Source organism: Peptoniphilus senegalensis JC140 (assembly GCF_000321025.1).
Classification (GTDB): Bacteria; Bacillota; Clostridia; order Tissierellales; family Peptoniphilaceae; genus Peptoniphilus_A; species Peptoniphilus_A senegalensis.
The window spans coordinates 190,138-214,996 of the sequence record NZ_HE610717.1; the positions used below are offsets into that span (position 1 = coordinate 190,138).

Below are 24,859 nucleotides of genomic sequence, written 5' to 3' on the forward strand. Positions count from 1 at the left end.
TTATAAAATACAATTAATTTTTGTTATTTTAGCATAATGGAAATATTTGCATAATTCCTAATTATACAAAAACTATTGACAAATTTAAGAAAATTAAATAATCTTACTATAGTAAAGTAATTACTAAATAAATATTAACTAATACATACATGGAGGTATAAATTGAAACATAATATTGAGAATTTAGAAAAAACAGCGGAAGTTTTAAAAGTAATGGCTCATCCAATTAGGCTTAAAATTATTAAAAATTTAATTGATAATGGCCCATGCAATGTTGGCTCTTTACAGGAAGTGTTTAATATTCCTCAACCTACTGTTTCATCTCATCTTGGAAAATTAAAGAGAGCTGGAGTTTTAAATAGCGACAGAAATGGAACTGAAATTTTCTATAAAGTTGATAATAAATTTATATTGTCTCTAACAGAAACAATATTTGAATAATCCCTAAATAGGGATTTTTTTATGGAGTTTTTATGGAATTGAATAAAATCCAACTTGAAGCAGTTTCGTCTATTGATAAAGACGTAACTTTAATGGCAGGAGCAGGGACAGGTAAGACTAGGGTTTTAACAAAAAGATTTATAAATATAGTAAAAAAATTTAAGGAACCAAAAAATATTTTGGCTATTACTTTTACAAAAAAAGCTGCACAAGAAATGCTTGGAAGAATTTCTAAGGAGTTAGTAGATGAAAATATTGACTTTGAAGAAAAAGATTTGAATATTATGACTATTCATTCCTTTGCCCTTGAAATAGTGAAGGACTATGCTTATGAACTGGGAATAAATCCAAACTTCACAATTTTAGATGACAGTAAAGAAATAGAGTTATTAGATAAGGCTGTATCACTATCTTTAAATAGTCTAGAGGATGAAAAATTTAAAAAATATTTAATTGACTTTAATACAAATCCTTTTGAAGAGAAAAAAGTTTTTTTAGAACTTTATTTGGACTTTAGGAATAAAGATTTGGATTTTTGTGATATTTTGCATAAAAGTTTAGATTTTAGTGAAAGCAGTAAAGAATATAAAGAATTAATTTCTTTATTAGATGATTTTAGACAAGTTAGTGGTTCCAAGTTTAGGGCTTTTTACGATGAAAATATTGAAGAAATAAAAAACAAGGAAATTTATGAGCTTGAAAGATTAAATGAAATTGAGTCAAGTCTTGGAACATCAAAAAAATATAATGATAAAATAGAAAATATTATAGATGTAATTGAGGACTTAAAAAAGAATTTAGAAATAAAAAATAAAGAATACTATGAAATTATAATTAAAATATTGCAAGAAATAAATAAGAATTATTCAAGAGAAAAAAGGGAGCTTAATGCCCTTGATTATGACGATATAATCTCATATACTCACAAAATTTTAAGAAATGAAAAATTAAGGGGAATTTTAAAAAATAGATACACACATATTCTTGTTGATGAATATCAAGATACCAATGAAATTCAAAATGAAATAATAAACACTTTTGAAAATTCAAATTTATTTATTGTCGGAGACCCAAAACAGTCAATTTATGCCTTTAGGGGGACAGACCTTAACTCTTACTTTAGTTTTTCAGACAAAATAAAAAGCCGTGGGATTTCACTTTTGATGAATAAAAATTATAGAAGTGACGGAAAAATTATAAGGTTTATAAACTCTACTTTTTCAAATTTAATTGATTCTTATGAAGATATGGAATTTGACTATGAAAGCAGCGGAGATGTATATCTTTATAATACAGTGGAAAATAATGAATTAGCTGATGTCGTAGAGGACTTACTTAAAAGATATGAGGCCAAGGAAATTGCAATTTTATCTAGGAGTAATGCTCAAATTGATGAAATAAGTAGAATTCTATCACTTAAAAATATTTCTTTTAATAAAGGCGAGAGAAACTTAGGGGAAATTGAAGTTTTAAAAGTAACAAAAAATATTTTATCTACAATTTATAGTCCCATAGATTTTTTAAACACATTATCTCTTTTTAATTCCCCAATTTTGAACTTTAATTTTGAGGATTTAATTAAAGTTTTAAATATGGGAGTTGACAATTTATGTGACTTGTTTAAATTTAAAACAAAAGATGAAAATATAAATAATTTTATAAATTTTTTACTTGAATTGAAAGAAAAATCGAAAGTTCTTATTTTTGATGAAATGATAGAAGAAATTATGAGTTATTTTTATCAAATTAATACTCTTAAAAAAAGTGATTGGGAGTATTTATATAAGTTTAAAGAATTAGCGAGAGATTATTTGAAAAAAAACTCAAAGGACTACAGAAGTTTTGAAAAATTTATTTTGTCTTTGAACTTTGAAGACTTAGAAGATGGAATAAATTTACTTACGATTCATAAGTCAAAGGGTCTTGAGTTTGACGCTGTTATAATTTCTCACATGGATAAAGGTAAAAAATTAGGTCAAAATAGAAAAGTTATAGTGGACAGTAAATTTGGTCTTGGAATAAAATCTGATTATTCTGACTACAGGTATAGAACTATCAATGAGAAACTAAGAGCTGTAGATAGGGAAGAAGAAAAAAGAGTCTTATATGTCGCTATGACTAGGGCAAAGAAAGAGCTTATTCTCTTTGGAAATTTTGATAAGTTCAAAAGTGACTCCTATTTTGCTTTACTAAGTGATGAAGTAAAAATCAAAGAGTATGAATTTTCAAATTTAATAAAAAAAGAAGTTCCCAAGAAAAAATATTCTTCTATTGATTTTCAATTTAATTTTGAAAATAGAATTAGAGAATATTATACAGTTACAGATTTTATTAATTATAAGAGAAGTCCAAGAGATTTTTATAGAAAATATTTCTTGGGAATTGATGAATACACAATGGGTCATGGTAAAGAGCAGGTTATGGATGCAAAAACACTTGGAAGTATAGTCCATTTATTTGCACAAATTCATAGCAATAAAGATGTTAATAAAAATAATATTGATAAATATCTTAAAGATATTTTTAATTATTATGAAGAAGAAGTAGATGAAAAGAAATTAAATATTGCTAGAGAACTAGCCCTCAACTATCTTGAAATGGAAGAAGATAATATAGTCGATAAAGAATTATTATTTTATTATGATTTAGACGGTTTTTTGGTAAAGGGTTTTATTGATCAAGTAATAAAAATTGATGGCGAGTATTATATTGTAGACTTAAAGACATCTGACATGGATATAAATCATATAAAAGACTCTTATGAGAATCAATTAATACTTTATTCAGCAATTTATGAAAAATTATATAAAGTTAAAGTAAAAGCTGCATATATTTTTGATTTAAGGGGTAAAAACAAAATAGTCATTGAGACTAATGAGGAAAAAAGTGAAATTATAATGGAAGAATTTTTAAATTACATTAAATTTTTAAGAACTCATACTTTTTATAAGGATTATTTATAATTTAAGGAGGAAATATGGATTATTCTAAAGAATATCAAAAAAAATTAATCTCAGCTAAAGAAGCGGCAGCTATGGTAAAGGATAATATGTGGATTGATTATGCTTGGGCAGGAAGTACACCTGTTGCTTTCGATAAGGCTCTTGCAAATAGACTTGATGAATTAAACGAAATTTATTTAAGAGGTGGTGTACTTCTTTGGGAACCAGAAGTATTTAAGAAAGACCCAGAAGGAGAAAAGGTTGTTTGGAATTCTTGGCACTCTGGTGGACCAGATAGAGGAAGAATTAATAAAACTCCTGGTGGTTTTTATGCTCCACTTAGATATTCTGAACTTCCAAGATGGTATAGAGAAAACTGTAAAGTTGATATAGCATTAATTGTTACTCCTCCAATGGATAGACATGGAAATTTCAATTTTGGTCTTAATGCATCACACCTTAGGGCTGTTACAGAAGTTGCAGACAAAGTAATTATTGAAATAAATAAAAATATGCCAACTTGTCTTGGTGGATTTGAACACGAAATCAATATTAAAGATGTTGATTATATAATTGAAGGAGAAAATCCTGAAATAGCTACACTACCAAAGGGAAGCTTTGGAGATGTGGATAAAAAAGTTGCAGAATTAATTGTAGAAGAAATCCCTAATGGAGCAACTCTTCAACTAGGAATTGGTGGCATGCCAAATGCAGTGGGCTCTCTAATTGCAGATTCTGACTTAAAGGATCTTGGCGTGCATACTGAAATGTATGTAGATGCTTTCGTTGATATGGCTAAGAAGGGTAAAATCACTGGAGCGAAGAAAAATATTGATAGATTTAGACAAGTTTATGGATTTGCTGCAGGATCAAAAGAAATGTATGAATATTTGAATTTCAATGCTGATACTATGGCTGCACCTGTTTCCTATACTAATGATGCAAGAGTAATAGCACAAATAGATAATTTTGTTTCAATTAATAATGCAGTAAATGTTGATTTATATGGACAAGTAAGTTCAGAATCTTCAGGAGCAAAACACATATCAGGAGCAGGTGGACAACTTGACTTTGTACTTGGAGCTTATCTATCTAAGGGTGGAAAATCTTTTATCTGTCTATCTTCAAAATTTATGAATAAAAAGACAGGAAAGGAAGAATCAAGAATAGTTCCTAATTTTGAAACTTTCTCTGCAATTACAGCAGCAAGACCAAATACTCATTGGATTGTTACAGAATATGGTAAATTCAATTGTAAGGGTATGTCAACATGGCAAAGAGCAGAAGGAATAATCAACCTTGCTGCACCAGAATTTAGAGAAGACTTAATAAAAGAAGCTGAAAAAATGAATATTTGGAGAAGAACTAACAAGAGATAAACTTAAAAGTTTTATAATGTAAATTAAAATATTTTATCCCCCTAATTTGTTTAAGGATTAGGGGGTTTTATAATTATAGTGATAAAAATTTTCACATAAAGATTTATTATTTATCACAATAAAGACTTATAATAAGTTTATTATTTTAATTAAATTAAAAAAGAAAAAAATCTTTGCATAATATAATAAACTATGATATATTAAATAGTTTTACTTTTTTAAGGTTCTCTGCTATACTAATAATAGGGATAATAGGAGGTAAAATATGTTTAATATTGGCGATAAAATTGTATATCCTATGCACGGAGCAGGCGAGATTATTGCAATAGAGGAAAGAGAAATCCTTGGTAATGTTCACAAATACTACATAATGAGATTACCTATAAATGAACTCAAAGTCATGGTACCAGTCAAGAACGCAGAAGAAGTTGGTGTTAGAAAAATATCTGACGCAAAGACAATGGAAAATGTACTAGAGGAGCTTTCTTCTGATAAGGAAATTACTATGCCAAAAAATTGGAATAGAAGATATAGATTTAATTTAGATAAAATAAAATCTGGTGATTTAACAGAAATCGCTGATGTAGTGAAATGTCTAGAAAATTTAGACAGAGAAAAATCTCTTTCAACAGGAGAGAGGAAAATATTGACAGAAGCAAGACAAATCATAGTTTCAGAGATGGCTCTTGTTTTTGATAAAAAAGTGGAAGAAATTGCAAAATTAATTGATGATGCCATATTTGGATAAGGAGGGATTTTTATTAGCAAGAACCGAAAAATTGTGTCCAAAATTTTTAAGGTGCTATTTACTTTAATAGGTGCACTATTCGGTATTTTTATCGTGTCTCTTTTATCAGACATGAAATTTGTAAAAGGTATTGGAAGCCCAAAAGTTGTGACAGTTATATCTGTCATTATAATACTTTTATTTGCACTTATATTTTTTATACTTTCGCCAAAGGCGTTTAAGGCTTTGGAAGATCTTTTGGCTTTTTGGGAAAGACAAATCCAAACAAAATCTTTTACAGAGGTAATACTTGGTGCAGTTGGACTTATTCTTGGTCTCATAATAGCATTTTTAATTTCACAACCTATTTACAAGATTCCAATTCCCTATGTAGGTTCAGTAATTTCAATATTACTTTATGGAATGCTTGGTTATTTAGGTTTAAATATTGGAATGTCAAACAAAGACACATTTTCAGAAAAAATAAAAGATTTAACTTTTTTGGCTACTAGAAGAACAAACAAGCCAAAAGAGAATATTAAAATTCGAGAAGGCATTCCAAAGATATTAGATACTTCAGTTATTATAGACGGGAGAATATTAGACATTGTAAAAATTGGTTTTATAGAAGGACCATTAGTAGTTCCAGTTTTTGTATTAGAAGAACTACAACATATTGCCGACTCTGCCGACGCTTTGAAGAGAAATCGTGGTAGGAGAGGTCTTGATACTGTTGCGGGAATACAAGAGCTAAAAAGTGTAGAAGTAATAATTTATAAGGGAAAAATCGAAGAGATTCCTGAAGTTGATTCAAAACTTTTAAAATTAGCAAGTGATTTAGGTGGAAAAGTAGTAACTAACGACTACAATTTAAACAAAGTAGCCAAGGTTCAAAATTTAGATGTTTTAAATGTCAATGAACTTGCAAATGCAGTTAAGCCACTTTATCTTCCAGGCGAAGAAATGAAAATTTTAATTGTAAAAGAAGGAAAAGAGCAAAATCAAGGACTTGGATATTTAGACGATGGAACTATGATTGTTGTTGAAAATGGAAAAGACTATATTGGAGAAAGTGTGTATGTTGTTGTTACAAGTGCACTTCAAACTGCAGCAGGTAAAATGATTTTTGCTAAACTTAAATATTAAATTTTAAAAACTCTGTCACTGACAGAGTTTTTTAGTAAGTAAAATTTTTAGATTGAAAATATTGGTAACACTATTTTAAAAGATATGAAAAAATTTTATAAAAAGTTAACTTTATCATTAAGTTTTTGTTACAAATTAAAAAATTCTTTGAGAAAATTCTTTTATTCCTTTATACTTTTTATGTAAGCGAGGTTGATAAAATGAATAGAAAAAGAATTAGTCTTGTAATGGTTTTATTTTTAATGACTATTACTTCAAATGTATTTGCAGCAAATAAATTATTATTTAAGGAGCCAATTGCTCCTGGTGTTGTGAGATATAAATATGAAGTCACTAAAGATAAAAATAATGCAAGGACAAATGTAGTTACAGTAGATTTAAACAATCCACATATAAAAATTAATACTGTTGCAGGTGGAGATACTTATACTAATAAGGCAACTGTGTCTCAAATGGCAGATAGAACTAATGCTGTTGCACTTGTAAACGGAGATTTCTTTACAATGCAGCTTCAGGGCGTTCCTCTAGGTGCATCAATTATTGATGGAGATATGAAATCTTCTCCTGCAGTTTTAACTGACATTTGGTCTTTTGGAATTGATGAAAACAATACTGCTTTTATTGACAGTACAAAATTTGTTGGTAGTGTTACTGCTCCAAATGGAAAATCCTATCCAATTGATGGTCTAAATAAAACTTATTATTGGTACCAACCGTCTAAGGAATATTCTCATGAATCAAAAATTCAAATGTATAATTCCTTTTGGTCATCAAAGTCTAGGGGAGATAAAACTGCTGGGGAAGTTCTTTTATCAGAAGATAATGTAGTTGAGCAAATTGTTTACAGAAAAAATATTGACATGAAAATTCCTGAAGGAAAGAAAATTCTACAAGTTAGTGGCGGCTCAGAAAAATTTATGCGTGAAAATGTTAAGGTTGGAGACAAATTAGAAATAAAAACAAACATTGAGCCAAATAGAAACTGGAAGATGATGATTGGTGGACACGCACTACTTGTTGAAAATGGACAAATAAAAAAATACACCAAAGATGTAAATTCAATTGGCGGTGTAAGAGCGAGAACTGCTGTTGGAATAAGTCAAGATGGAAAAACTGTCTACATTGTTACTGCTGAAGGTAGAACAAATAGGTCTGCTGGACTTAGCCTTAATGACTTATCACAATTCATGTTGGACCTTGGTGCCTATAAAGCGATGAATTTAGACGGCGGTGGCTCAACTGCCATGGCTGTTAGAAATTTAGGAGATTTAAAGAGAACAAGAGTTACAGACCCTGAAAAGAATGGCTCTGAAAGGAAAGTAGTAAATGGACTTGGAGTCTTTAATACGACTACTAATACAGGAGTAATTTCTGATGTAAAATTCGAAAGTGATTTAAACACTATTGTGGGCGAACAGCTTGACTTAAAATTAAAATCAGCTTGGGATGAATTTTTAAATCCAATTGACATAAAAGATAGAACTTATACCTTAGTTGAAAATTCTAATGGTGCAAATATTTTAAATGGTCTAACTTATCTAGCTATGACACCTGGAAAATACAACTTGCAAGTGACAACAAATAAGGGAGAAAGCCTTAATAAAGAAATTAATGTAGCAGATTTGTCAGCTTATAGTAAATTTAATATTTCAGCTAAAAATAACATTATAAAAAGAGGAATGAGCTTAAAGCTTGATGCAAGAGGAGAGTATAATGGCAGAAAAGTAAAAATTTCTCCAAGAGTTATAAATTATTCCTTTGAGGATTTGACAGCTAGTGTAGATCCAAATAATTTTAATATTAACATTCAAGACTATGGAAAAAATCCAAAGATAATTGCAAAAATTGGCGACAAGACTTCAACTCTATCACTTTATGATGAAAACACAAAGCTAATTAAGATGAAAATTAATGATGTAAATTACACAATAAATGGCCAAGCTAAAAAAATGGATGCAAAGCCATTTATAAATAATGACAGAACTTTAGTACCTCTTAGATTTATAGTTGAAGCAATTGGTGGAGAAGTAAATTGGGATGGAGAAAGTAGGCTTGTTACAGTAAATAGCAAGGGAAAAACTATTGAACTTCCTATTGACTCAAAAACTATTAAGATTGATGGAAAAGATGTAAATATTGATCAAGCTGCTATAATCAAAGGAGACAGGACTTATGTGCCAATTAGATTTATTGCAGAAAATTTAGATATGCTAGTAAATTATATTAATGAAACTCGCGAAATTGAAATTTCATCTTTTGAAGATAAGAATTCTACAAAGAGTAGCGAATTGACTAATAATATTGATGGTAAAAATTCAGAAAATAATAATACACAAAAGAGAGAAAATAATTTGAATAAAAAAACTAATTCAAATAATAAAAATAAACCCCAAAATGTAAATAATAATTTAGTAAATAATTCTGTTGAAGATAATAAAAATAATAAAGAAAGTGTTAATACACCTACAAATATTTCTCAAAACAATAATATAGCTAGCTTCAATTAAAAAATCTCCTTAGGGAGATTTTTTTTGCTTGAATTTATAATCTAAGTGCAACAAAAAAAGGAACTCTAGTGAGTTCCAAATGAAAATAAAAGGAGAATGAAAAGATTTATTTTTCTAAAATCATTTCGCCAATTTTATATACATCGCCAGCACCCATAGTGACAAGTATATCATCCTTTTTGATGTTTTCTTTTATAAATTTTACAATATCTTCAAATCCAGAAATGTAAAAAGCATTGTCTCTGTGCTCTGAGATTGCATCTCTTAAAGTTTTAGAGTGAATATCGCCATAATCTTTTTCGCGAGCAGCGTAAATATCAGTTATTATTATTACGTCTGATTCGTTAAAGGAGTTGGCGAAAGCATCTAGCAGAAGCTTCGTCCTTGTAAATGTGTGAGGTTGGAAAACTGTGTAAAGTTTTCCCTTGCAAGCTTTTTTGATTGCGTGAATTGATGATTTTATTTCAGTTGGATGATGGGCATAGTCATCCATGACCTTTGTGCCCTTATAATAACCTTTTTCTTCAAGTCTTCTTTCTACGCCTTTATAATATTTAAGTCCAGTAATTGCATCTTCTATTGGTATATTGTTAACATAAGTTGCAGCAATTGCGGCAAGAGAATTTAATACGTTGTGTCTTCCAAGGACTGAAAGTTCAACATAATTTATTTTTTTCCCTTTTAAATATAAATCATAAGTTGGGAAACCATCTTCAGAGAAATCAATATTTTTTGCCATTAAATCTGCATCATTTTTTATTCCAAATGTAAATACCTTACAATTATCAATTGGGAATAGTGTTTTCACATTTTCATCGTCAACATTTAAAATGACATAAGCATCTTTATTTAGATTGTCAATATAGCCTTTAAAAGTTCTAATTATATGGTCTATGTTGTCAAAATAATCTAGGTGATCTTCGTCAATATTTAAGATTATCTCTGTAGTTGGGAAATATTTTAAAATATTTGCCTTATATTCGCAGGCTTCTGTCAAAAATAATTTTTCATCCCCAATTTTAATATTGCCGTCAATATCCTTTAGTTGACCACCCAGCATAATAGTCGGATTATCGTCAAGGTCCTTAATGACTTCTGTAATCATAGAAGTTGTAGTAGTTTTGCCATGTGTTCCTGAAACTGCAATTGATTTTTTGTAATTTTTCATAATTGCACCCAAAAAAGTTGCTCTATCAACTAAGTCAATTTTTTCTTTGACTGCCTCTGTATATTCTTCATTATCAAAGGAAATGGCATCTGTAAAAATTACAAGGTCCATATTTTTTATATGCTCTTTCTTGTGCTCGTAAAAAATTGTAGCACCATTTTTTTCTAATTTATCTGTATTAATGGAATGACTTCTGTCGCTGCCATATACATTGTAACCCTTGTAAAGCATAAGTTCAGCAAGAGCAGACATACTAATGCCGCCAATTCCTATAAAAAATATATTTTTATACTTACTATCATCTATATTAATTTCAAACAATTTACTTCCTCCAATTCTTTATAATTATATCACAAAATTTTATTAAGAAATAAATAATAATAGAGCTCTTAATTAAAATATGTGAAAATATTTAATTATGTTATTTATTATGCACTGAAGTTATGCTATAATATGATAAAGAAAGAGAGGATGATACTTGTATGAACATAACAGATGTGAGACTTCGCAAATTACCAACTGAAGGAAAACTTAAAGCAATAGTATCTGTAACCTTTAACAACGAATTTGTGCTTCACGATATAAAAATAATAGAAGGAAATGAATCATTATTTTTAGCAATGCCAAGCAGAAGACTTTCAAACGGAGAATACAGAGACATTGCTCATCCAATTAATGCCGAAGCAAGAAAAGAATTAGAAGATGTAATATTTAAAGAATATTATGCAGTAAAAGAAAAGCTAGATTCAGAAGAGGTTGAAAAACCTACAGAAGAGGTAACTGAAGAAGAATAAGATTGAGAGAGCCATGTGCTCTCTTTTTATGCAGAAAACCCCTAAATCTCAAATAGAGACTTAGGGGTTATTTTGATTTTAAGATTTTTAGTTCATACTGCTTACATGTACAAGTTTACCATGTCTATAATAATATTTTGGAAGTCTTCTGTTAAAATGAGTAATAAAGGAAGTTTCACAGTCGCCAGAGAATTGACAAATATCTCTAATTCTTATCTCTTCATTGCCTTGTCTACCAATTAATACAACCTCATCTCCAACTTCACAATTAACTCCACTTGCATCGACCATCATTTGGTCCATACAGATTAAGCCAATTTGCTTACATCTCTTTCCACCTATTAGAACCTCAATTTTTTCTGACAAAATTCTTGGAAAGGCATCGGCATAGCCAAGGGGAAGAGTGACAACTTTTGTATCTTTGTCGCACTTATAGAATCTTTCATAGCCAACGGTCTCGCCAGATTTAACTTCTCTTATAGAAGCAATTTGCGCCTTAATTGAAAGAATCTCCTTTAATCCAAATTCTTCAGGCATTTTTTTGCTGTCTGTATAGCCAAACTGAATAATTCCAGGTCTAACTATATCTAAATCATATTCTCTGTAGTATAAAACAGAGGAAGAGTTTGCTATATGTTTGTACTTAAAATTATAGCCCCAATTTTCAATTTCTTTGATAAAATTTGTAAAAGAAGCAAATTGTTTTTTGGTAAATTCTGGGTCTGATTCACAAGCTGCGAAGTGAGAAAAAATTCCTTCTACATATACATTTTCTAATTCAAATATTTTTGTCACTTCATTTAAGGAATTTTCACTTGGAATAAAACCAATTCGTGACATTCCACTGTCAACTGCAAGATGAATTTTAGCTTTTTTGCCAATTTCTCTTGCTTTTTCTTCTAATGAAATTGCATCTTCAAGGCTAAAAATCGTTAAGGTAATTTCATTTTTTATCGCATCTTCAAAGAGATGGGCAGGTGTGTAGCCAAGAATTAAAATATTAGCATCTGGAAATTCCTTTTTAAGTCTTAAAGCTTCTTCTAAAGTTGCCACTGCATAAAATTTTATTCCCAGTTCATTTGAAACATAAGATAGGGGAATAGCTCCGAGCCTATAAGCATCACTCTTAACAACGCTCATAATTTCAGTACCAGTAGTAATTTTATTTTTTATGACTTTCATATTATTTTCAAATTTGTCAAGGTCTATCTCAATCCAAGCTGGTCTTGTCAAAAAATCCTTCATGTAATTATCCTTTCAAAAGAGAATTTCTTTTATCATTATATCACAGTAGATGATTTAAGAAAATTTTTTCAAAAAAATAGTGCAAGATAAAAAATCAATCTCACACTATAATTCATATTTTCAAAAATATTCAATATTCTTTGTCTACAAGCAATATATTTAAAATTACTGCCACAATAGTTCCACCAGAAATACCAGATGAGAAAAGTGCGGCTAATAAGCTTGGAAGTTTTGAAACTATATCAGGTCTCATTGTTATTCCAATTCCAACGCCAATGCCACCAGCGATTATCATAATATTTTTTGTAGAAAATTTTGCCTTGCTAAGAGCTTGCATACCAGAGCCTATAATTGTACCAAACATAAGAATTCCTGCACCACCAAGAATTGGTGTAGGCATAATAGAAACTAAAGTTGCAAATTTAGGACACAAACTCATTATTATTAAAATGAATGAAGAAAAAAGAGCAACTTTTTTTGATGCACACTTAGTAAGTGGAATAAGACCAACATTTTGGCTAAAGGTTTGAGCTGCACCTGAACCAAAAACTGGAGAAAGCATTGACCCAATGGCATCAGCTCTAACGCCACTTGCAATATCGCCATCAGATAAGTCAACTTCACATACTGTCCCCAAAGTTTTCATAACTCCAACAGTTTCTATTATTGTGACAAGATAGCCTGCAATAAAGGGAACTACAAATTTTAAATCAAATTTAACTCCAAAGGGAAATAGTTCTGGGATTTTTACCCAAGGAGCAGCTGTAACTTGTGAAAAATCTACAAGATTTAGTGGAATACAAATAATGTAGGAAATAATCATGGCTATAAAAACAGAAGCTGTTGTTACAAAACCTCTGCCATAGTGATTTATAAAAATTATCAAGATGAAGGTAAAGACAGCAATCCCAATAAAGAGTGGGTCCCCATAATTTTCTGCACCATAACCTCCTCCAACCCAGTCAAAGGCAACGGGCATCATTGTAATTCCAATTAGGGTAATAACAGTTCCTGTTACAACTTCTGGGAAAAATTTAAGAAGGGGCTTAATAAAAAAGCTTAAAATCAATTCTAAAAGGGCACCCATTATAGTTGCACCAAAATAACCAGCAAGACCACCACCCATAGTATTTATAACAGCATTGGCAGGTGGCACAAAGCCAAAGTCAGTTCCCATAATTGTTGGAAGACCAATACCAACCTTTGCATTGCCCTTAAAGATTCCCTTAGTTTGGATAAAAGAACAGATACCAGAGGCAAGTAGAGCAGCAGAGATAAGCACAGAAGTCTCGGCAACATTTGTGCCTGCTATAGCTGCAATACTAAGTGGTACGGCTATAATCCCACTAAAGGCAGTCAAAATATTTTGAAATCCAAGTAGGGAGGATTTTAAAAAGTTTGGCTTATCATTAACTTCGTATTCAAGTTTCATTCCATAGTATTCCTTCACAATAAACTCCTTTTTTTAATATAATTATAACAAACTGATTTTAGCACACAAAAATGTAAGTAACAATAATATAAAAGGAAAAATATTTATAGGACAAAATACTTTTTGTATATTAATTTCCCAATAATTTTGATAAAGTATTATTTAAGAAATTTGTAAGAATTTTGTTCAGTTTTTTGTAATTATTATTTGCTATTATAATGGCAGAGGAGGGATGTAATGGATAAATACAATATTTTAATTGCTGAGGATGACAAGGAAATTGCAAGGTCAATTGGAATTTATCTAAAAAATGAAAATTTTAATATTTTTTACGCCTATGATGGACTTGAAGCCCTAGAAATTTTTAAAAATGAAAAAATTGACCTAATAATAATGGACCTCATGATGCCAAAATTATCTGGCGAAGAAGCTATTATTAAACTTAGAGAAATTTCTGTAGTCCCAATAATTATTTTATCTGCTAAATCAGAGGACACAGACAAAATTTTTGGACTCAATATTGGTGCTGACGATTATATTCAAAAGCCCTTCAATCCAATGGAGCTTATTGCTCGAGTAAAGAGCAATTTGAGAAGATTTTATGCCTATGATTTAAAAAACGACAGAAACTTTATTGAAATAGGCAGCATTAAACTAGATTTATCTCAAAAAATTGCCTATGTTGAAGATAAGCCAGTTGCCCTAACATCTATTGAGTTTAAAATTTTAGAATTACTCATGAGAAATCCAAATAGAGTTTTTTCTATTGAAGAAATTTACGAAAGCGTGTGGAATGAACCAGCCATGGAGGCAAAGACTGTTACAGTTCACATTAGGCGAATAAGAGAAAAAATCGAAGTAAATCCAAAGAAGCCAATGTACTTAAAGGTGCAGTGGGGACTTGGATATAAATTTGAAGATTTGAGGCGAAAATAATGAAAAAAAATTCTTACAAACTTAGCTATTATGCTTTAATAATTTTAGGTATATCACTTATTTCACTTTTGGCAGGATCATATTTCTTTTCTAAGAATCCTGATTCATCTTATAAAAGAATTATGACAGAAAATAGGATTTATAACACTCTAAATATGTCAGTAAATGTCAATGATGATTTTTATAGTAGTTATAAAGAATTTAACTATGCTATAAAGTCTTATAAGTTAAAATATTTTGACAAAAATGGAAATGTTGTTACAGATAGAGGAGTAATTGAAGCTCAAAAGAAAAAAGATGCCCTAAAAGAAAAGGGACTTGACCCAAAACTTTATTTGGATGAAGGGATGATAGACCAACCAGAAATAAAATCTGAATATAAAACTTTTTACTTAACCAATGAGTATGAAAAGAATGAATTTGATCCCCTAGAAATTGAAATAAGAAATAATGACTTCTTAATTACTGGTTCGGTAATTGATGATAGTGTAGTGATTGATAAGGTTCAAAAAAGTCAAAGACTTATGGATAGTGACTACAATTTTATTGATAAGTCTTTTAAGGGGGCTCTAAATGATACCTTTAGTAAATTAAATAGTAATAATAATGTTAAAAATCTAAAGTTTGCTTATTACACATCATTAGACGATGAAGTTTTTAAAGATATCGAAAGAGATGTATTTAGAGAACAGGTTATATTTCAAATTGGAGTAAGTGTAATAATTTCTGCCATATTATCTCTACTTCTTGGAATATTTATGAATATAGAAAAAGTTGACGGCAGCGAAAGCTTGAGAAAAGTTTTCAAACTTCCAATAGAACTTGTGATTATTCTATTTGTAATTTTTGTAGTTTCTAGTGCAGGAATTTCAGGTATGAATCAAATCTACAGTAATTTGTATGTTTTCTATTTATTGTATCTAATCGGTCTTGTAATTGTTTCACTAACAGTAAATTACCTTGTAATTATCTTGAAGAGCATATTTAACAAGAATACAGAAAATTATCTAGTTAAAAATTCATTAATTTATAGAATTTTTACTGGCGCTATTTCTGAATTTTCAAATATAGATGAAGAAAATAAAAATATTAAAGATGCAAAAATTAAATTTACCATAGTTTATTTTGGAATTTGCTTCGTTCTATTTTTATTATTCCTATTTCTCGCTTCAATATTTTATTCTGCTCTTGAAGGGATAATATTTCCAATGATATTATTTGGAATCTTCATATATATAATCATCCTTAAAAATATAAATGAAGTTGCAAAAATTTCAAGAGAGTCCAGTGAAATTGTTAAGGGAAATTATAAGAAAAACATAGAAAATAATGGCGGACTTTATGAAGGTATAATTGACAATTTTAACAATATTGCTTCAAACTTAGACCTTGCCATTGAAGATGCAGTAAAATCTGAAAGACTAAAGACAGAACTCATCACAAATGTGAGCCATGACCTAAAGACACCATTGACATCTATAATTAATTATTCTGACCTCTTATCCAAAGAAAATAATTCAGAAGAAGAGAGAAAAGAATATGCAAGAATAATAAATGAAAAGTCCAACAAGTTAAAAGTCTTAATAGAAGATTTATTTGAAGTTTCAAAGGCAACATCAAATAATATAGAACTTAACAAGCAAGAACTTGATTTCAATTCCCTTGTTCAACAGTCAATAGGAGAGTGGGAAGACAAAATTGCAGAAAAGAATTTAGAAATAATTTCAGATCTTCCTGAAGATAAAGTAATGCTTAATATTGATGGACAAAAATTCTCAAGAGTTTTAGACAACTTGTTCTCAAATATTTCTAAGTATGCCTTAGAAAACTCAAGAGTTTATGTAGATCTTTCAGAAGAAGATGGAGTTAAACTAACTATAAAAAATATCTCCAAGTATCCACTTAATATTTCCGCAGATGAACTTATGGAAAGATTTACTCGTGGAGAAAAATCAAGGACAACATCAGGTTCAGGACTTGGACTATCAATAGCCTCATCCTTTGTGAGAGCTCACGGAGCAAGCTTTGAGATAGATATTGATGGAGATTTATTTAAAGTTAAAATAGAGTTTTAAAATAAAGATTACTATGAGATTTTAATAAATTAGTTTAAAAGGATTTTAAATATAAGTGCAGAAGAAAGTTCGGTGGAAAATTATTTCGCCGGACTTTTTTCTATTATTAAAACTTGACAAAAATAAAGTGGCAACGTATACTCAAGATGAAAATATAAATGCGGGCAATAATATGAAGTTATGAGGTGATAATAATGGAACTATCAAATGGAGAACTTATGGTAATGGAAGTTTTGTGGGACGGGGAATGCCTAGATGAAAATGGAGAAATCCAAGCCCTAGAATTATCCAAAGTATTAAAGGAAAAATATGACTTGGGCAAAACATCATGCTACACATTTTTGGGAAGGTTATTAGAAAAGGGAGCAATTACAAGAAGGTATCCTAAGTACACAATAAAACCCACTGTTACAAGAGAAGAAGCCTTGCAAAAACAAAGGGAAGAAGCAATAGATAAATTATTTCAAGGATCCTTTATAAGTTTTTGCAGGACGTTTTTAAAGGACAATAAAATAAGCGAAGAAGAAATTAAAGAGATAAAAAATATTCTTAAAGATTTTGATAAGGAAGAAAAATGAGAATAGGTATAGCCAGTTCAGGAGTCCTCTATAAAAGTTTAAAATCAATTATAATATTAATTTTGATTTTACTCTTTAGAAAGAGATTAAACTTAAAAAGCATTAAGGGTGCTAATATCATATTGTGGACTCTTCTTTTGATATATTTAATATTTCCAAAAGATATTTTATTTAGTATAAAAACCTATGAAGCTTCAAAATTTATAAAGACAATTTTCGCACCCTCAATTTTGATAAATCAAGCAGCAATTTACATAACCTATAATTTCCCATCAATATCTATGTTTAATAGGATAGTAGGATCAAGCTTAGTCATTATCTATACACTGTATCAATTTATAAAATTTAAAAAAGCCTTAAGTAATTCTGTTGAATTAAAGGACAGAACTCATTTAAACAATTCTCTAAAAAAATTTAAGATAAAAAGAGAAGTAAAGGTTTATATAAATGATGAAATAGACACGCCTATAACTTATGGAATATTTAGACCCAAAATAATTTTACAAAAAAATATTTTAAAAGACTGGGATTTATTAGACCATGTATTTATTCACGAGTTAGTGCATATAGAAAGATTTCACATTTTACTAAGTCACTTAAAAAATTTAATAATATGCCTTTATTGGTATAATCCATTTTTAATAATTGGCTTAAAATATTTTGAAGAAGATATAGAGATAAACTGCGACAGAATAGTTATAGAAAAAATAGGAGATAGCTTAGAAAATAGGAAAAATTATTGCCAGTCAATGCTTAAATTGATAGAAAGGCAAAGGGAAAATGATAAATTTGTCTTAAATTTAAGCCCAACTAAGGAAAGGATGTTGACCATGAAAAATTGGAAAAAAACAATGTCAGGTACATTTACTTTAATATTTTTATTATTCTTGTACATACCAGTGTTTACAAATGCCATAGAAGTAGATGAAAATGAAGTTATATCTGATACAGATGGAATAAAAGAAGTTTATGTAAATGTGGACAATAGAGTTGAAGAAATAAGAGATGAAGAGTATGAAAAACTAGATTTAGATGAAATATTATTAAATGATGTTGGCGATAAATATGTAAAGAAAAAAGAAATAATACCAGCCTTTGAACATATAGATTATAAATTTAATTTTCAGTCCTTTTCAATGGATAATCAAAAGGGGTTTACAATTAAAACAAGTGAGATGCATTCTAAAAAGGGGATAGATTATACGGTGCTTATAGTGGAAAATGGCGAAAAAATATATGAATCAAGATTTAATGAGGGAAAGAATTTAAAAATTAGGCTTGATCGTGGATCTAATTATAAAGTTACTATATTAAATCAATCTGTAAAACCTATAACTTATAAAATTAATATAAGTTTGTGGCAAGAGGAGTAATAAATTGATAAATAAAAAAATATAGTGATAATTATATTTCAAAGTTAATAGGTAAGAAAGTGTAAACTTATTTATTAATCATTGAAAGGAGATACAAGTTGAGGACAAAACAGCTTTTAATATATATTATAAGTATAATAATATACTTAATTTTAGTTTATTTATTAAATAGACGCTCAAATAAAAAAATTATGTATGGAATTTCAATAATAAGTTTAATATTATTTGTTAGCCTGAAATTCTTAGGCAGTAAATATAATATTGATTTTTTAGGTTCCGATAAATTTATAAATACTTATCTAAATTTAATGTGCATTATAATTAACATTCCTATTTTATTTGGCGGATATAAAACCATAGATTTTTATCTTAGTAAGAAAAATTCCAAGAATAATAAAGATTTTATAATCAAAGGTATTTTGATAATAATACTACTCCTTTTAGTATATATTAGTTACACATGGTGGGGTATTGTATATTACTTTTTATTTTAAAAATATTATGGGAGAAAGCAGTCGATTTAGCACAACAACAAATGCTAGAAATCTATAAAAGGAGGTAATATTTTGAAGAAAGGTTTAGCTATATTTCTTATATGTTTGTCATTTTTTGCAGGATTCTTTCTAAATAAAACTATTGCAAAAGAGAATCAAGGTTTGACAAAAACTCAAATGGAAAACTTGATTAATCGAAAGATTTCTGATGATGAGTGGAAAAAAATGACTCGAGATGGCGAATTGGAAATGATCGGTGGTGCCGATGGACCTACGCAAATTTATACTGAATCAAATAAATAAGAAAATTTGAAAAATAAGAAAGTTCGGTTGAAAATTAGTTCGCCGAACTTTTTAATGATTTACAAAGATAAAATATTTTTATATACTAAGGTTGAAAAAACTGTTATGATTGATTATGAAAAAGCTAAGGAACCAAATAAATAAAACATTAATTATATAATTTGAAAAAATAATTAGTTTATTGCTTAAATAAAATGGGGGATTTTTCTAATGAATAAAAAAAACTTACTAATTAAAATTTTAATTGTTCTTAATATTGTTCTCTTGTGTTCTACAATTATTTTACAGCAAAAACTACAAAATCCAATGGTTCCCCTCTTGAAAGGAACTTATGTGTGTTTTAATAAAGATTTTTATTCAATGTCCTTTGATACTGAGGAAAAGGTGTATTATATCTTTTGTAATGGAAGTCTTATAGAGAAAGGTAATTTTAAAGAAGATGAAGACAAGAGGATATACAAACTAGAAGACAATGACTTTAACAAATATATATTCTTAAATGGAAAGACTTTTTATTTTGCCATATCAGATGATAAGGTAATTAAATTTGAAAAGGAATCCAATGCAATAACTTTTTATGGTGAGTTAAAAGATTTTAAATAAGAAAAATTAGAAAGAGGAGAAAGTTCGGTTGAAAATTGTTTCACCGGACTTTTTTCTTTGCCCTATTTTTCTCTTGTGATAATATATAACTTAGGAAGTGATTATGTGATTTTAAATAAAATACGAAACTTAATGGAAGAAAATAAAATAGATTTTTATCTTGTGCCATCAAAGGATCCTCATGGGTCTGAGTACTTGCCAGACTACTACAAGGAAAGGGAATTTGTGACAGGCTTTACTGGATCGCAAGGAACTGCTGTCATTACAAATGACGAGGCATATCTTTGGACTGATGGCAGGTATTTTATCCAAGCTGCAAAGGAAATTAAAGATTTTGGCTTCGAACTCAAAAAGCAGGGACAAGCTGGAGTCTTAAATTATGATGCGTGGATAGCTGAAAATATTAAGGAAGGAATGACACTTGGTCTTAATGCAGAGTATTTTTCTCATCAAGAATTTGCTTCTATTTCAAAAAAATTAGAAAATAAAAATATTAAAATTATTGATATAGATTTAATAAAAGAACTTTGGAAAGATAGGTATGATTTGCCAAGTGAAGATGCGTTTTTATTAGATGTAAAGTATGCAGGAAAATCTGCTCAAGAAAAGATTTCTGAAATAAGAGAAAAGTTAAAAGAAAAAAATATTGGCATGACTGTTCTTTCGTCTCTTGTGGATATTGCATGGACATTAAATATTCGTGGCATGGACATAAAGGACACACCAGTTTTAATTTCTTTTATGATAATTGAAAGTGACAAGGTAATTTTATTTACTGATAGAGAAAAGACAAAAAATATTGAAAAAGAAATTGCAGATTTTGTTGAATTAAGAGATTACTCAGAATTTTATGATTATATAAAATCTTATAAAGATAAAAAAATTTACCTCGACCCAAATTCAATTAACGAAAAAATTTATAAAGGCATTTGCGAAAAAAATGAAATAATTTTTGGCAATAATATTTCAGAAAATCTAAAGGCAATAAAAAATGAAATTGAAATAAAAAATCTTGAGGACACTTATATAAGAGACGGAGCAATTTTATTTAAGTTCATCTGTTGGTTAAAGGAAAATGTAAAAAATAAAATAGGCGAATATGAAGCAGGAGTGATGCTTGACTCTATGCGTGCAGAAGATCCACTTTATATTTCAAATTCCTTTGATACGATTTCTGCCTATGGAAAAAATGCAGCTATGATGCACTATCATGCCAGAGAGAATGACCAAGCTGTAATTGAGCCAAGGGGATTTTACCTTGTGGATTCAGGTGGACAATATTATTCTGGAACAACAGACATAACAAGAACAATTGCTATGGGAGAACTCACAGAAGAAGAAATTCACGACTACACAATGACTTTAAAGAGTCACATAGATTTAATGGATGCTGTATTTTTAAAGGGAACTTATGATTTAGCTTTAGATGGCATTGCAAGATATGCCCTTTGGCAAGATAGGATGGACTACAAATGCGGAACAGGTCACGGAATTGGCTTTGTCCTTTCAGTTCATGAAGGACCACACAGAATTTCTCCAAGAGACCCGGCTGTTAGGATGGAGGAAAACATGATTGTCTCCAATGAACCTGGTGTCTACAAGGAAAATAAGCATGGCATAAGAATTGAAAACATCATGAGAGTGGTTTTTGACTCTGAAACTGTGGATTCAGTTTTTAATAAATTTAAGACAATTTCTTTTTGTCCATTTGAACTCAAGGCAATTGATGTAAATTTACTTACAGATAGGCAAATAGAGGTTATAAATTCTTATCACAGAGAAGTTTTTGAAATCTTAAGTCCACATTTACATGGAGAAGTTTTAGATTATTTGAGAGAGGCAACGAAAGAGGTTAGTAGATAATTGTTAGATTTAAGAGAAAGGCTTGATAAGCTTCCAGACAAACCTGGGGTTTATATAATGAAAAATGAATTAGATGAGATAATTTATGTTGGCAAAGCCAAGTCTCTTAGAAAGAGAGTGAGACAATACTTTGGCTCTTATGGTAAATCTTCCCAAAAAGTTGCCAGCATGGTCTCAAAAATCCATGATTTTGAGTATATTATTGTTGAAAATGAAGTGGAGTCTCTTGTCCTTGAGTCCAATTTAATTAAGGATAATCTCCCAAAATACAATATTCTCTTGCGTGATGACAAGCAGTATCCATATATAAAGGTTAAGGTAAACGAGAGATTTCCTAGAGTTATGAAGACTAGAAGAATTTTAAAGGATGGGGCAAAATATTTTGGACCCTATCCCGATGTCTTTGCTGTAAATGAATCAATTGAAACCTTCGAGAGAATTTATCCTCTGAGGACTTGTAACTTAAATCTTGAAAATGTGGAAGAAAAAAATTATAGACCTTGTCTAAATTATTACATTGGTAAATGTATAGGTCCCTGCATTGGAAATGTAAAAGACGAAGATTATAAAGTAATGGTGGATGAAGTTTTGAGTTTCCTTTCTAGTTCTGACAATAAACTTATAGATAAACTTCACGAAAAGATGATGGACTACTCGAGAAATCTTGATTATGAAAATGCTGCTGATATTCGCGATAGAATTAAAAACTTAGAATATTTAAAGGAAAGACAGCTTATAAGTGATCCTGAAGCTCATGATGATAAGGACATAATCGCCCTTGCAAAGGGAATTGACGAAGTCCTCATCCAAATTTTCTTTTTTAGAAAGGGAAAAATTATTGGCAGAGAGCATTATATGATAAGGGATTATTACAATGACAGCTACGAGGAAATTTTCTCTTCCTTTTTAAAACAATTTTACATTGGGGCATCTTATATTCCAAAGGAAATTATTATAGAAGAAAAGCCAATGGATATTAAAGTCTTGGAAGATTGGCTCACTGAAAAAAGAGGGAATAAAGTTACCATAAGTGTTCCAATAAAGGGCGATAAAAAAGAATTAATTAGAATGGTCAAGAGAAATGCTCTTGATATGATTGAAAAATATGGCGACAAATACAAAAAACGAGCGGAGTCGAATAGATTGGCACTAGAAGAGATAAAAGACTTAATTGGTCTAAGTGAAATACCAAGGCGAATAGAAGCCTATGACATTTCAAATATTTCAGGTGTAGAATCAGTTGGTTCAATGGTTGTATTTGAAGATGGGGATGCAAAGAAGAGCGATTACAGAAAATTTAGAATAAAAAGTGTTATAGGTCCTGATGATTATTCTAGTTTAAAGGAAGTAATTGAGAGGAGATTTAAGAGGGGTGTAGAAGAAAAAAAAGAAGACATAAATTCTTCCTTTTCAAATTTCCCAGACCTTATAATGATGGATGGCGGCAAGGGTCAAGTCAATGTAGCCAAAGAAATTTTAGAAAAATTAAACTTAAATTTAGAAATTTGTGGTCTTGTAAAGGATGACTTTCATAGAACTCGTGGAATAATTTATAATAATGAAGAATTTAATGTTGATTTAAACTCAAGAGCTTATAAAATGATTTACAAAATTCAAGAAGAAGCTCACAGATTTGCAATAAACTATCACAGAAATCTTAGAGCGAAGACAATGTTTAAGTCAGAGCTTGATGATATAAAATTAATAGGACCTAAGCGAAAGGAAAATTTGTTAAGGCATTTTAAGTCAATTGATAAAATAAAAAATGCAAGTGTCGAGGAACTTATGGAAGTTGAGTCCATGAATGAAAAAAGTGCAGAGTCACTTTACAGACATTTTAGGAGTGTAAATAATGGGAGTTAAATTAAGAGAAATTGTTGAAGAATTAAATTTTGAAATTGTTCATCAGTCAAGCGATTATAGAGAAATTGAAATTCAAAATAGCGATATTAATAGACCAGGGCTTCAACTTTGCGGATATTATTCAAAATTTGTCAAAGATAGAATTCAGCTTATTGGCACACAAGAGTGGCATTATATTAATTCTTTGGATGACGAGGAAAGATATTCTACATTAGAAAAATTATTTAAGTACAATATTCCTGTAGTTGTATTTTCAAGAGACAATGAAATATTTCTGCAGGCAAAAGTTTTGGCAGAAAAACATAATGTTACAATTCTGCGAAGTCCAGATACAACATCAAAAATTTTCAGCAAAATTATTTCTTTCGTAGATGAAGCCTTAGCACCAACTACTAGAATGCATGGTGTGTTGTTGGATATATCTGGAATTGGAGTTTTAATAACTGGGAGAAGTGGGATAGGTAAGAGTGAGACAGCCCTTGATTTAATTTCAAATGGTGCAAGGCTTATTTCAGATGACTCAGTTATCATAAAAAATATAGATAAAAAACTAATAGGAAAGTCTCCAGATATTACAAAGTATTTTATGGAAATCAGAGGAGTAGGGATAATTGATATCCAAAAGATGTTTGGTATTGGATTTGTAATGGAAGAAAAAGCAATAGAGGTCGTAGTAAACTTAGAAGATTGGGACGAATCAAAGGAATATGAAAGACTTGGAGTGGACAACAATTATCAAAACATTTTAGGAATTGATGTGGTAAAATTTGATATTCCAGTTAAACCAGGAAGACACACAGCTCTTATAATAGAAGTTGCTACAAAAAATTATAAACAGAAGGAATTAGGTTATAATCCAGCCTTAGCATTAAATGAGAGAATGTTAAAAAAATTAAAATAGTATTATTGAGCGTAAAATTATTACGCTCTTATTTATTTTTATGAATGATAAATAAAATTTTTACAAGACAAATATGATTTCACATTATG

At 29.5% G+C, this 24,859-nt stretch carries 19 protein-coding genes; 16 read left to right on the forward strand and 3 right to left on the reverse strand.

The genetic code is table 11. The annotated features are described in order from the left end of the window. The first annotated feature begins 162 nt into the window (after positions 1 to 162). The 6 genes from PTSHG_RS01030 to PTSHG_RS01055 all read left to right on the forward strand — a co-directional run bounded on the left by PTSHG_RS01030 (position 163) and on the right by PTSHG_RS01055 (position 9,142). Positions 163 to 441: an ArsR/SmtB family transcription factor gene (locus tag PTSHG_RS01030; protein WP_019107073.1), complete on the forward strand. Its 279-nt coding sequence runs from the start codon at positions 163 to 165 to the stop codon at positions 439 to 441. Positions 442 to 473: 32 nt separating this feature from the next. After that, the gene (locus tag PTSHG_RS01035) at positions 474 to 3,404 is read left to right on the forward strand and encodes a UvrD-helicase domain-containing protein (protein ID WP_019107074.1); all 2,931 of its coding nucleotides are present in this window, start codon (positions 474 to 476) and stop codon (positions 3,402 to 3,404) included. A 14-nt stretch (positions 3,405 to 3,418) separates the two neighbouring features. Next, complete coding sequence (locus PTSHG_RS01040; RefSeq protein WP_019107075.1) at positions 3,419 to 4,762, forward strand: butyryl-CoA:acetate CoA-transferase; 1,344 nt, start codon at positions 3,419 to 3,421, stop codon at positions 4,760 to 4,762. A 265-nt stretch (positions 4,763 to 5,027) separates the two neighbouring features. Continuing rightward, positions 5,028 to 5,510 carry a CarD family transcriptional regulator gene (locus PTSHG_RS01045; RefSeq protein ID WP_019107076.1) on the forward strand — a complete coding sequence of 161 codons (483 nt, stop codon included), beginning with the start codon at positions 5,028 to 5,030 and terminating at the stop codon, positions 5,508 to 5,510. Between the two features lie 33 nt (positions 5,511 to 5,543). Further along, positions 5,544 to 6,635: a PIN/TRAM domain-containing protein gene (locus PTSHG_RS01050; RefSeq protein WP_019107077.1), complete on the forward strand. Its 1,092-nt coding sequence runs from the start codon at positions 5,544 to 5,546 to the stop codon at positions 6,633 to 6,635. Positions 6,636 to 6,835: 200 nt separating this feature from the next. Then, on the forward strand, positions 6,836 to 9,142 hold the full coding sequence (locus PTSHG_RS01055; protein WP_019107078.1) for a stalk domain-containing protein: 2,307 nt from the start codon (positions 6,836 to 6,838) through the stop codon (positions 9,140 to 9,142). Positions 9,143 to 9,248: 106 nt separating this feature from the next. Here the strand turns inward: PTSHG_RS01055 and murC are convergent, their stop codons facing one another. Beyond that, positions 9,249 to 10,631: a UDP-N-acetylmuramate--L-alanine ligase gene (gene murC / locus PTSHG_RS01060; protein ID WP_019107079.1), complete on the reverse strand. Its 1,383-nt coding sequence runs from the start codon at positions 10,629 to 10,631 to the stop codon at positions 9,249 to 9,251. Positions 10,632 to 10,792: 161 nt separating this feature from the next. Here murC and spoVG point away from each other — a divergent pair, with 161 nt between their 5' ends. Continuing rightward, a complete protein-coding gene (gene spoVG / locus PTSHG_RS01065) occupies positions 10,793 to 11,104 on the forward strand; it encodes a septation regulator SpoVG (protein ID WP_019107080.1) in 312 nt (103 codons plus the stop codon). A gap of 87 nt (positions 11,105 to 11,191) precedes the next feature. On the opposite strand, the gene alr is transcribed toward spoVG, so the two are convergent. Both alr and PTSHG_RS01075 read right to left on the reverse strand, forming a co-directional pair. Continuing rightward, the gene (alr, locus tag PTSHG_RS01070; RefSeq protein ID WP_019107081.1) at positions 11,192 to 12,349 is read right to left on the reverse strand and encodes an alanine racemase; all 1,158 of its coding nucleotides are present in this window, start codon (positions 12,347 to 12,349) and stop codon (positions 11,192 to 11,194) included. 130 nt (positions 12,350 to 12,479) lie between these two features. Then, positions 12,480 to 13,799: a uracil-xanthine permease family protein gene (locus PTSHG_RS01075; RefSeq protein WP_019107082.1), complete on the reverse strand. Its 1,320-nt coding sequence runs from the start codon at positions 13,797 to 13,799 to the stop codon at positions 12,480 to 12,482. 219 nt (positions 13,800 to 14,018) lie between these two features. Between PTSHG_RS01075 and PTSHG_RS01080 the strand changes: the two genes are divergently transcribed. The 9 genes from PTSHG_RS01080 (at position 14,019) to hprK (ending at position 24,770) form a co-directional block, all read left to right on the forward strand. After that, positions 14,019 to 14,717: a response regulator transcription factor gene (locus PTSHG_RS01080; protein WP_019107083.1), complete on the forward strand. Its 699-nt coding sequence runs from the start codon at positions 14,019 to 14,021 to the stop codon at positions 14,715 to 14,717. Further along, on the forward strand, positions 14,717 to 16,792 hold the full coding sequence (locus tag PTSHG_RS01085; protein ID WP_019107084.1) for a sensor histidine kinase: 2,076 nt from the start codon (positions 14,717 to 14,719) through the stop codon (positions 16,790 to 16,792). The genes PTSHG_RS01080 and PTSHG_RS01085 overlap by 1 nt, the downstream gene beginning before the upstream one ends. A gap of 194 nt (positions 16,793 to 16,986) precedes the next feature. Further along, positions 16,987 to 17,370, forward strand: a complete 384-nt coding sequence (locus PTSHG_RS01090; protein ID WP_019107085.1) for a BlaI/MecI/CopY family transcriptional regulator — start codon at positions 16,987 to 16,989, stop codon at positions 17,368 to 17,370. Beyond that, positions 17,367 to 18,743 carry a M56 family metallopeptidase gene (locus PTSHG_RS01095; protein WP_019107086.1) on the forward strand — a complete coding sequence of 459 codons (1,377 nt, stop codon included), beginning with the start codon at positions 17,367 to 17,369 and terminating at the stop codon, positions 18,741 to 18,743. Before PTSHG_RS01090 ends, PTSHG_RS01095 begins: the two co-directional genes overlap by 4 nt. A 566-nt stretch (positions 18,744 to 19,309) precedes the next feature. Then, positions 19,310 to 19,540 (forward strand): hypothetical protein, encoded by a 231-nt coding sequence (locus PTSHG_RS01105; protein ID WP_019107088.1) that lies wholly within the window; start codon positions 19,310 to 19,312, stop codon positions 19,538 to 19,540. Between the two features lie 210 nt (positions 19,541 to 19,750). After that, positions 19,751 to 20,143 carry a hypothetical protein gene (locus PTSHG_RS01110; RefSeq protein WP_019107089.1) on the forward strand — a complete coding sequence of 131 codons (393 nt, stop codon included), beginning with the start codon at positions 19,751 to 19,753 and terminating at the stop codon, positions 20,141 to 20,143. Between the two features lie 105 nt (positions 20,144 to 20,248). After that, the gene (locus tag PTSHG_RS01115) at positions 20,249 to 22,006 is read left to right on the forward strand and encodes an aminopeptidase P family protein (protein ID WP_026088811.1); all 1,758 of its coding nucleotides are present in this window, start codon (positions 20,249 to 20,251) and stop codon (positions 22,004 to 22,006) included. Continuing rightward, the gene (uvrC, locus tag PTSHG_RS01120; RefSeq protein WP_019107091.1) at positions 22,007 to 23,869 is read left to right on the forward strand and encodes an excinuclease ABC subunit UvrC; all 1,863 of its coding nucleotides are present in this window, start codon (positions 22,007 to 22,009) and stop codon (positions 23,867 to 23,869) included. Next, positions 23,859 to 24,770 carry an HPr(Ser) kinase/phosphatase gene (gene hprK / locus PTSHG_RS01125; protein WP_019107092.1) on the forward strand — a complete coding sequence of 304 codons (912 nt, stop codon included), beginning with the start codon at positions 23,859 to 23,861 and terminating at the stop codon, positions 24,768 to 24,770. The genes uvrC and hprK overlap by 11 nt, the downstream gene beginning before the upstream one ends. The last annotated feature ends 89 nt before the right edge of the window (positions 24,771 to 24,859 follow it).

Coding starts and splice junctions, on each gene's coding strand:
- PTSHG_RS01035 (WP_019107074.1), top strand. CDS start 474: ATGGAATTGAATAAAATCCAACTTGAAGCAGTTTCGTCTATTGATAAA.
- PTSHG_RS01040 (WP_019107075.1), top strand. CDS start 3,419: ATGGATTATTCTAAAGAATATCAAAAAAAATTAATCTCAGCTAAAGAA.
- PTSHG_RS01045 (WP_019107076.1), top strand. CDS start 5,028: ATGTTTAATATTGGCGATAAAATTGTATATCCTATGCACGGAGCAGGC.
- PTSHG_RS01055 (WP_019107078.1), top strand. CDS start 6,836: ATGAATAGAAAAAGAATTAGTCTTGTAATGGTTTTATTTTTAATGACT.
- spoVG (WP_019107080.1), top strand. CDS start 10,793: ATGAACATAACAGATGTGAGACTTCGCAAATTACCAACTGAAGGAAAA.
- alr (WP_019107081.1), bottom strand. CDS start 12,349: ATGAAGGATTTTTTGACAAGACCAGCTTGGATTGAGATAGACCTTGAC.
- PTSHG_RS01080 (WP_019107083.1), top strand. CDS start 14,019: ATGGATAAATACAATATTTTAATTGCTGAGGATGACAAGGAAATTGCA.
- PTSHG_RS01085 (WP_019107084.1), top strand. CDS start 14,717: ATGAAAAAAAATTCTTACAAACTTAGCTATTATGCTTTAATAATTTTA.
- PTSHG_RS01090 (WP_019107085.1), top strand. CDS start 16,987: ATGGAACTATCAAATGGAGAACTTATGGTAATGGAAGTTTTGTGGGAC.
- PTSHG_RS01095 (WP_019107086.1), top strand. CDS start 17,367: ATGAGAATAGGTATAGCCAGTTCAGGAGTCCTCTATAAAAGTTTAAAA.
- PTSHG_RS01110 (WP_019107089.1), top strand. CDS start 19,751: ATGAATAAAAAAAACTTACTAATTAAAATTTTAATTGTTCTTAATATT.
- hprK (WP_019107092.1), top strand. CDS start 23,859: ATGGGAGTTAAATTAAGAGAAATTGTTGAAGAATTAAATTTTGAAATT.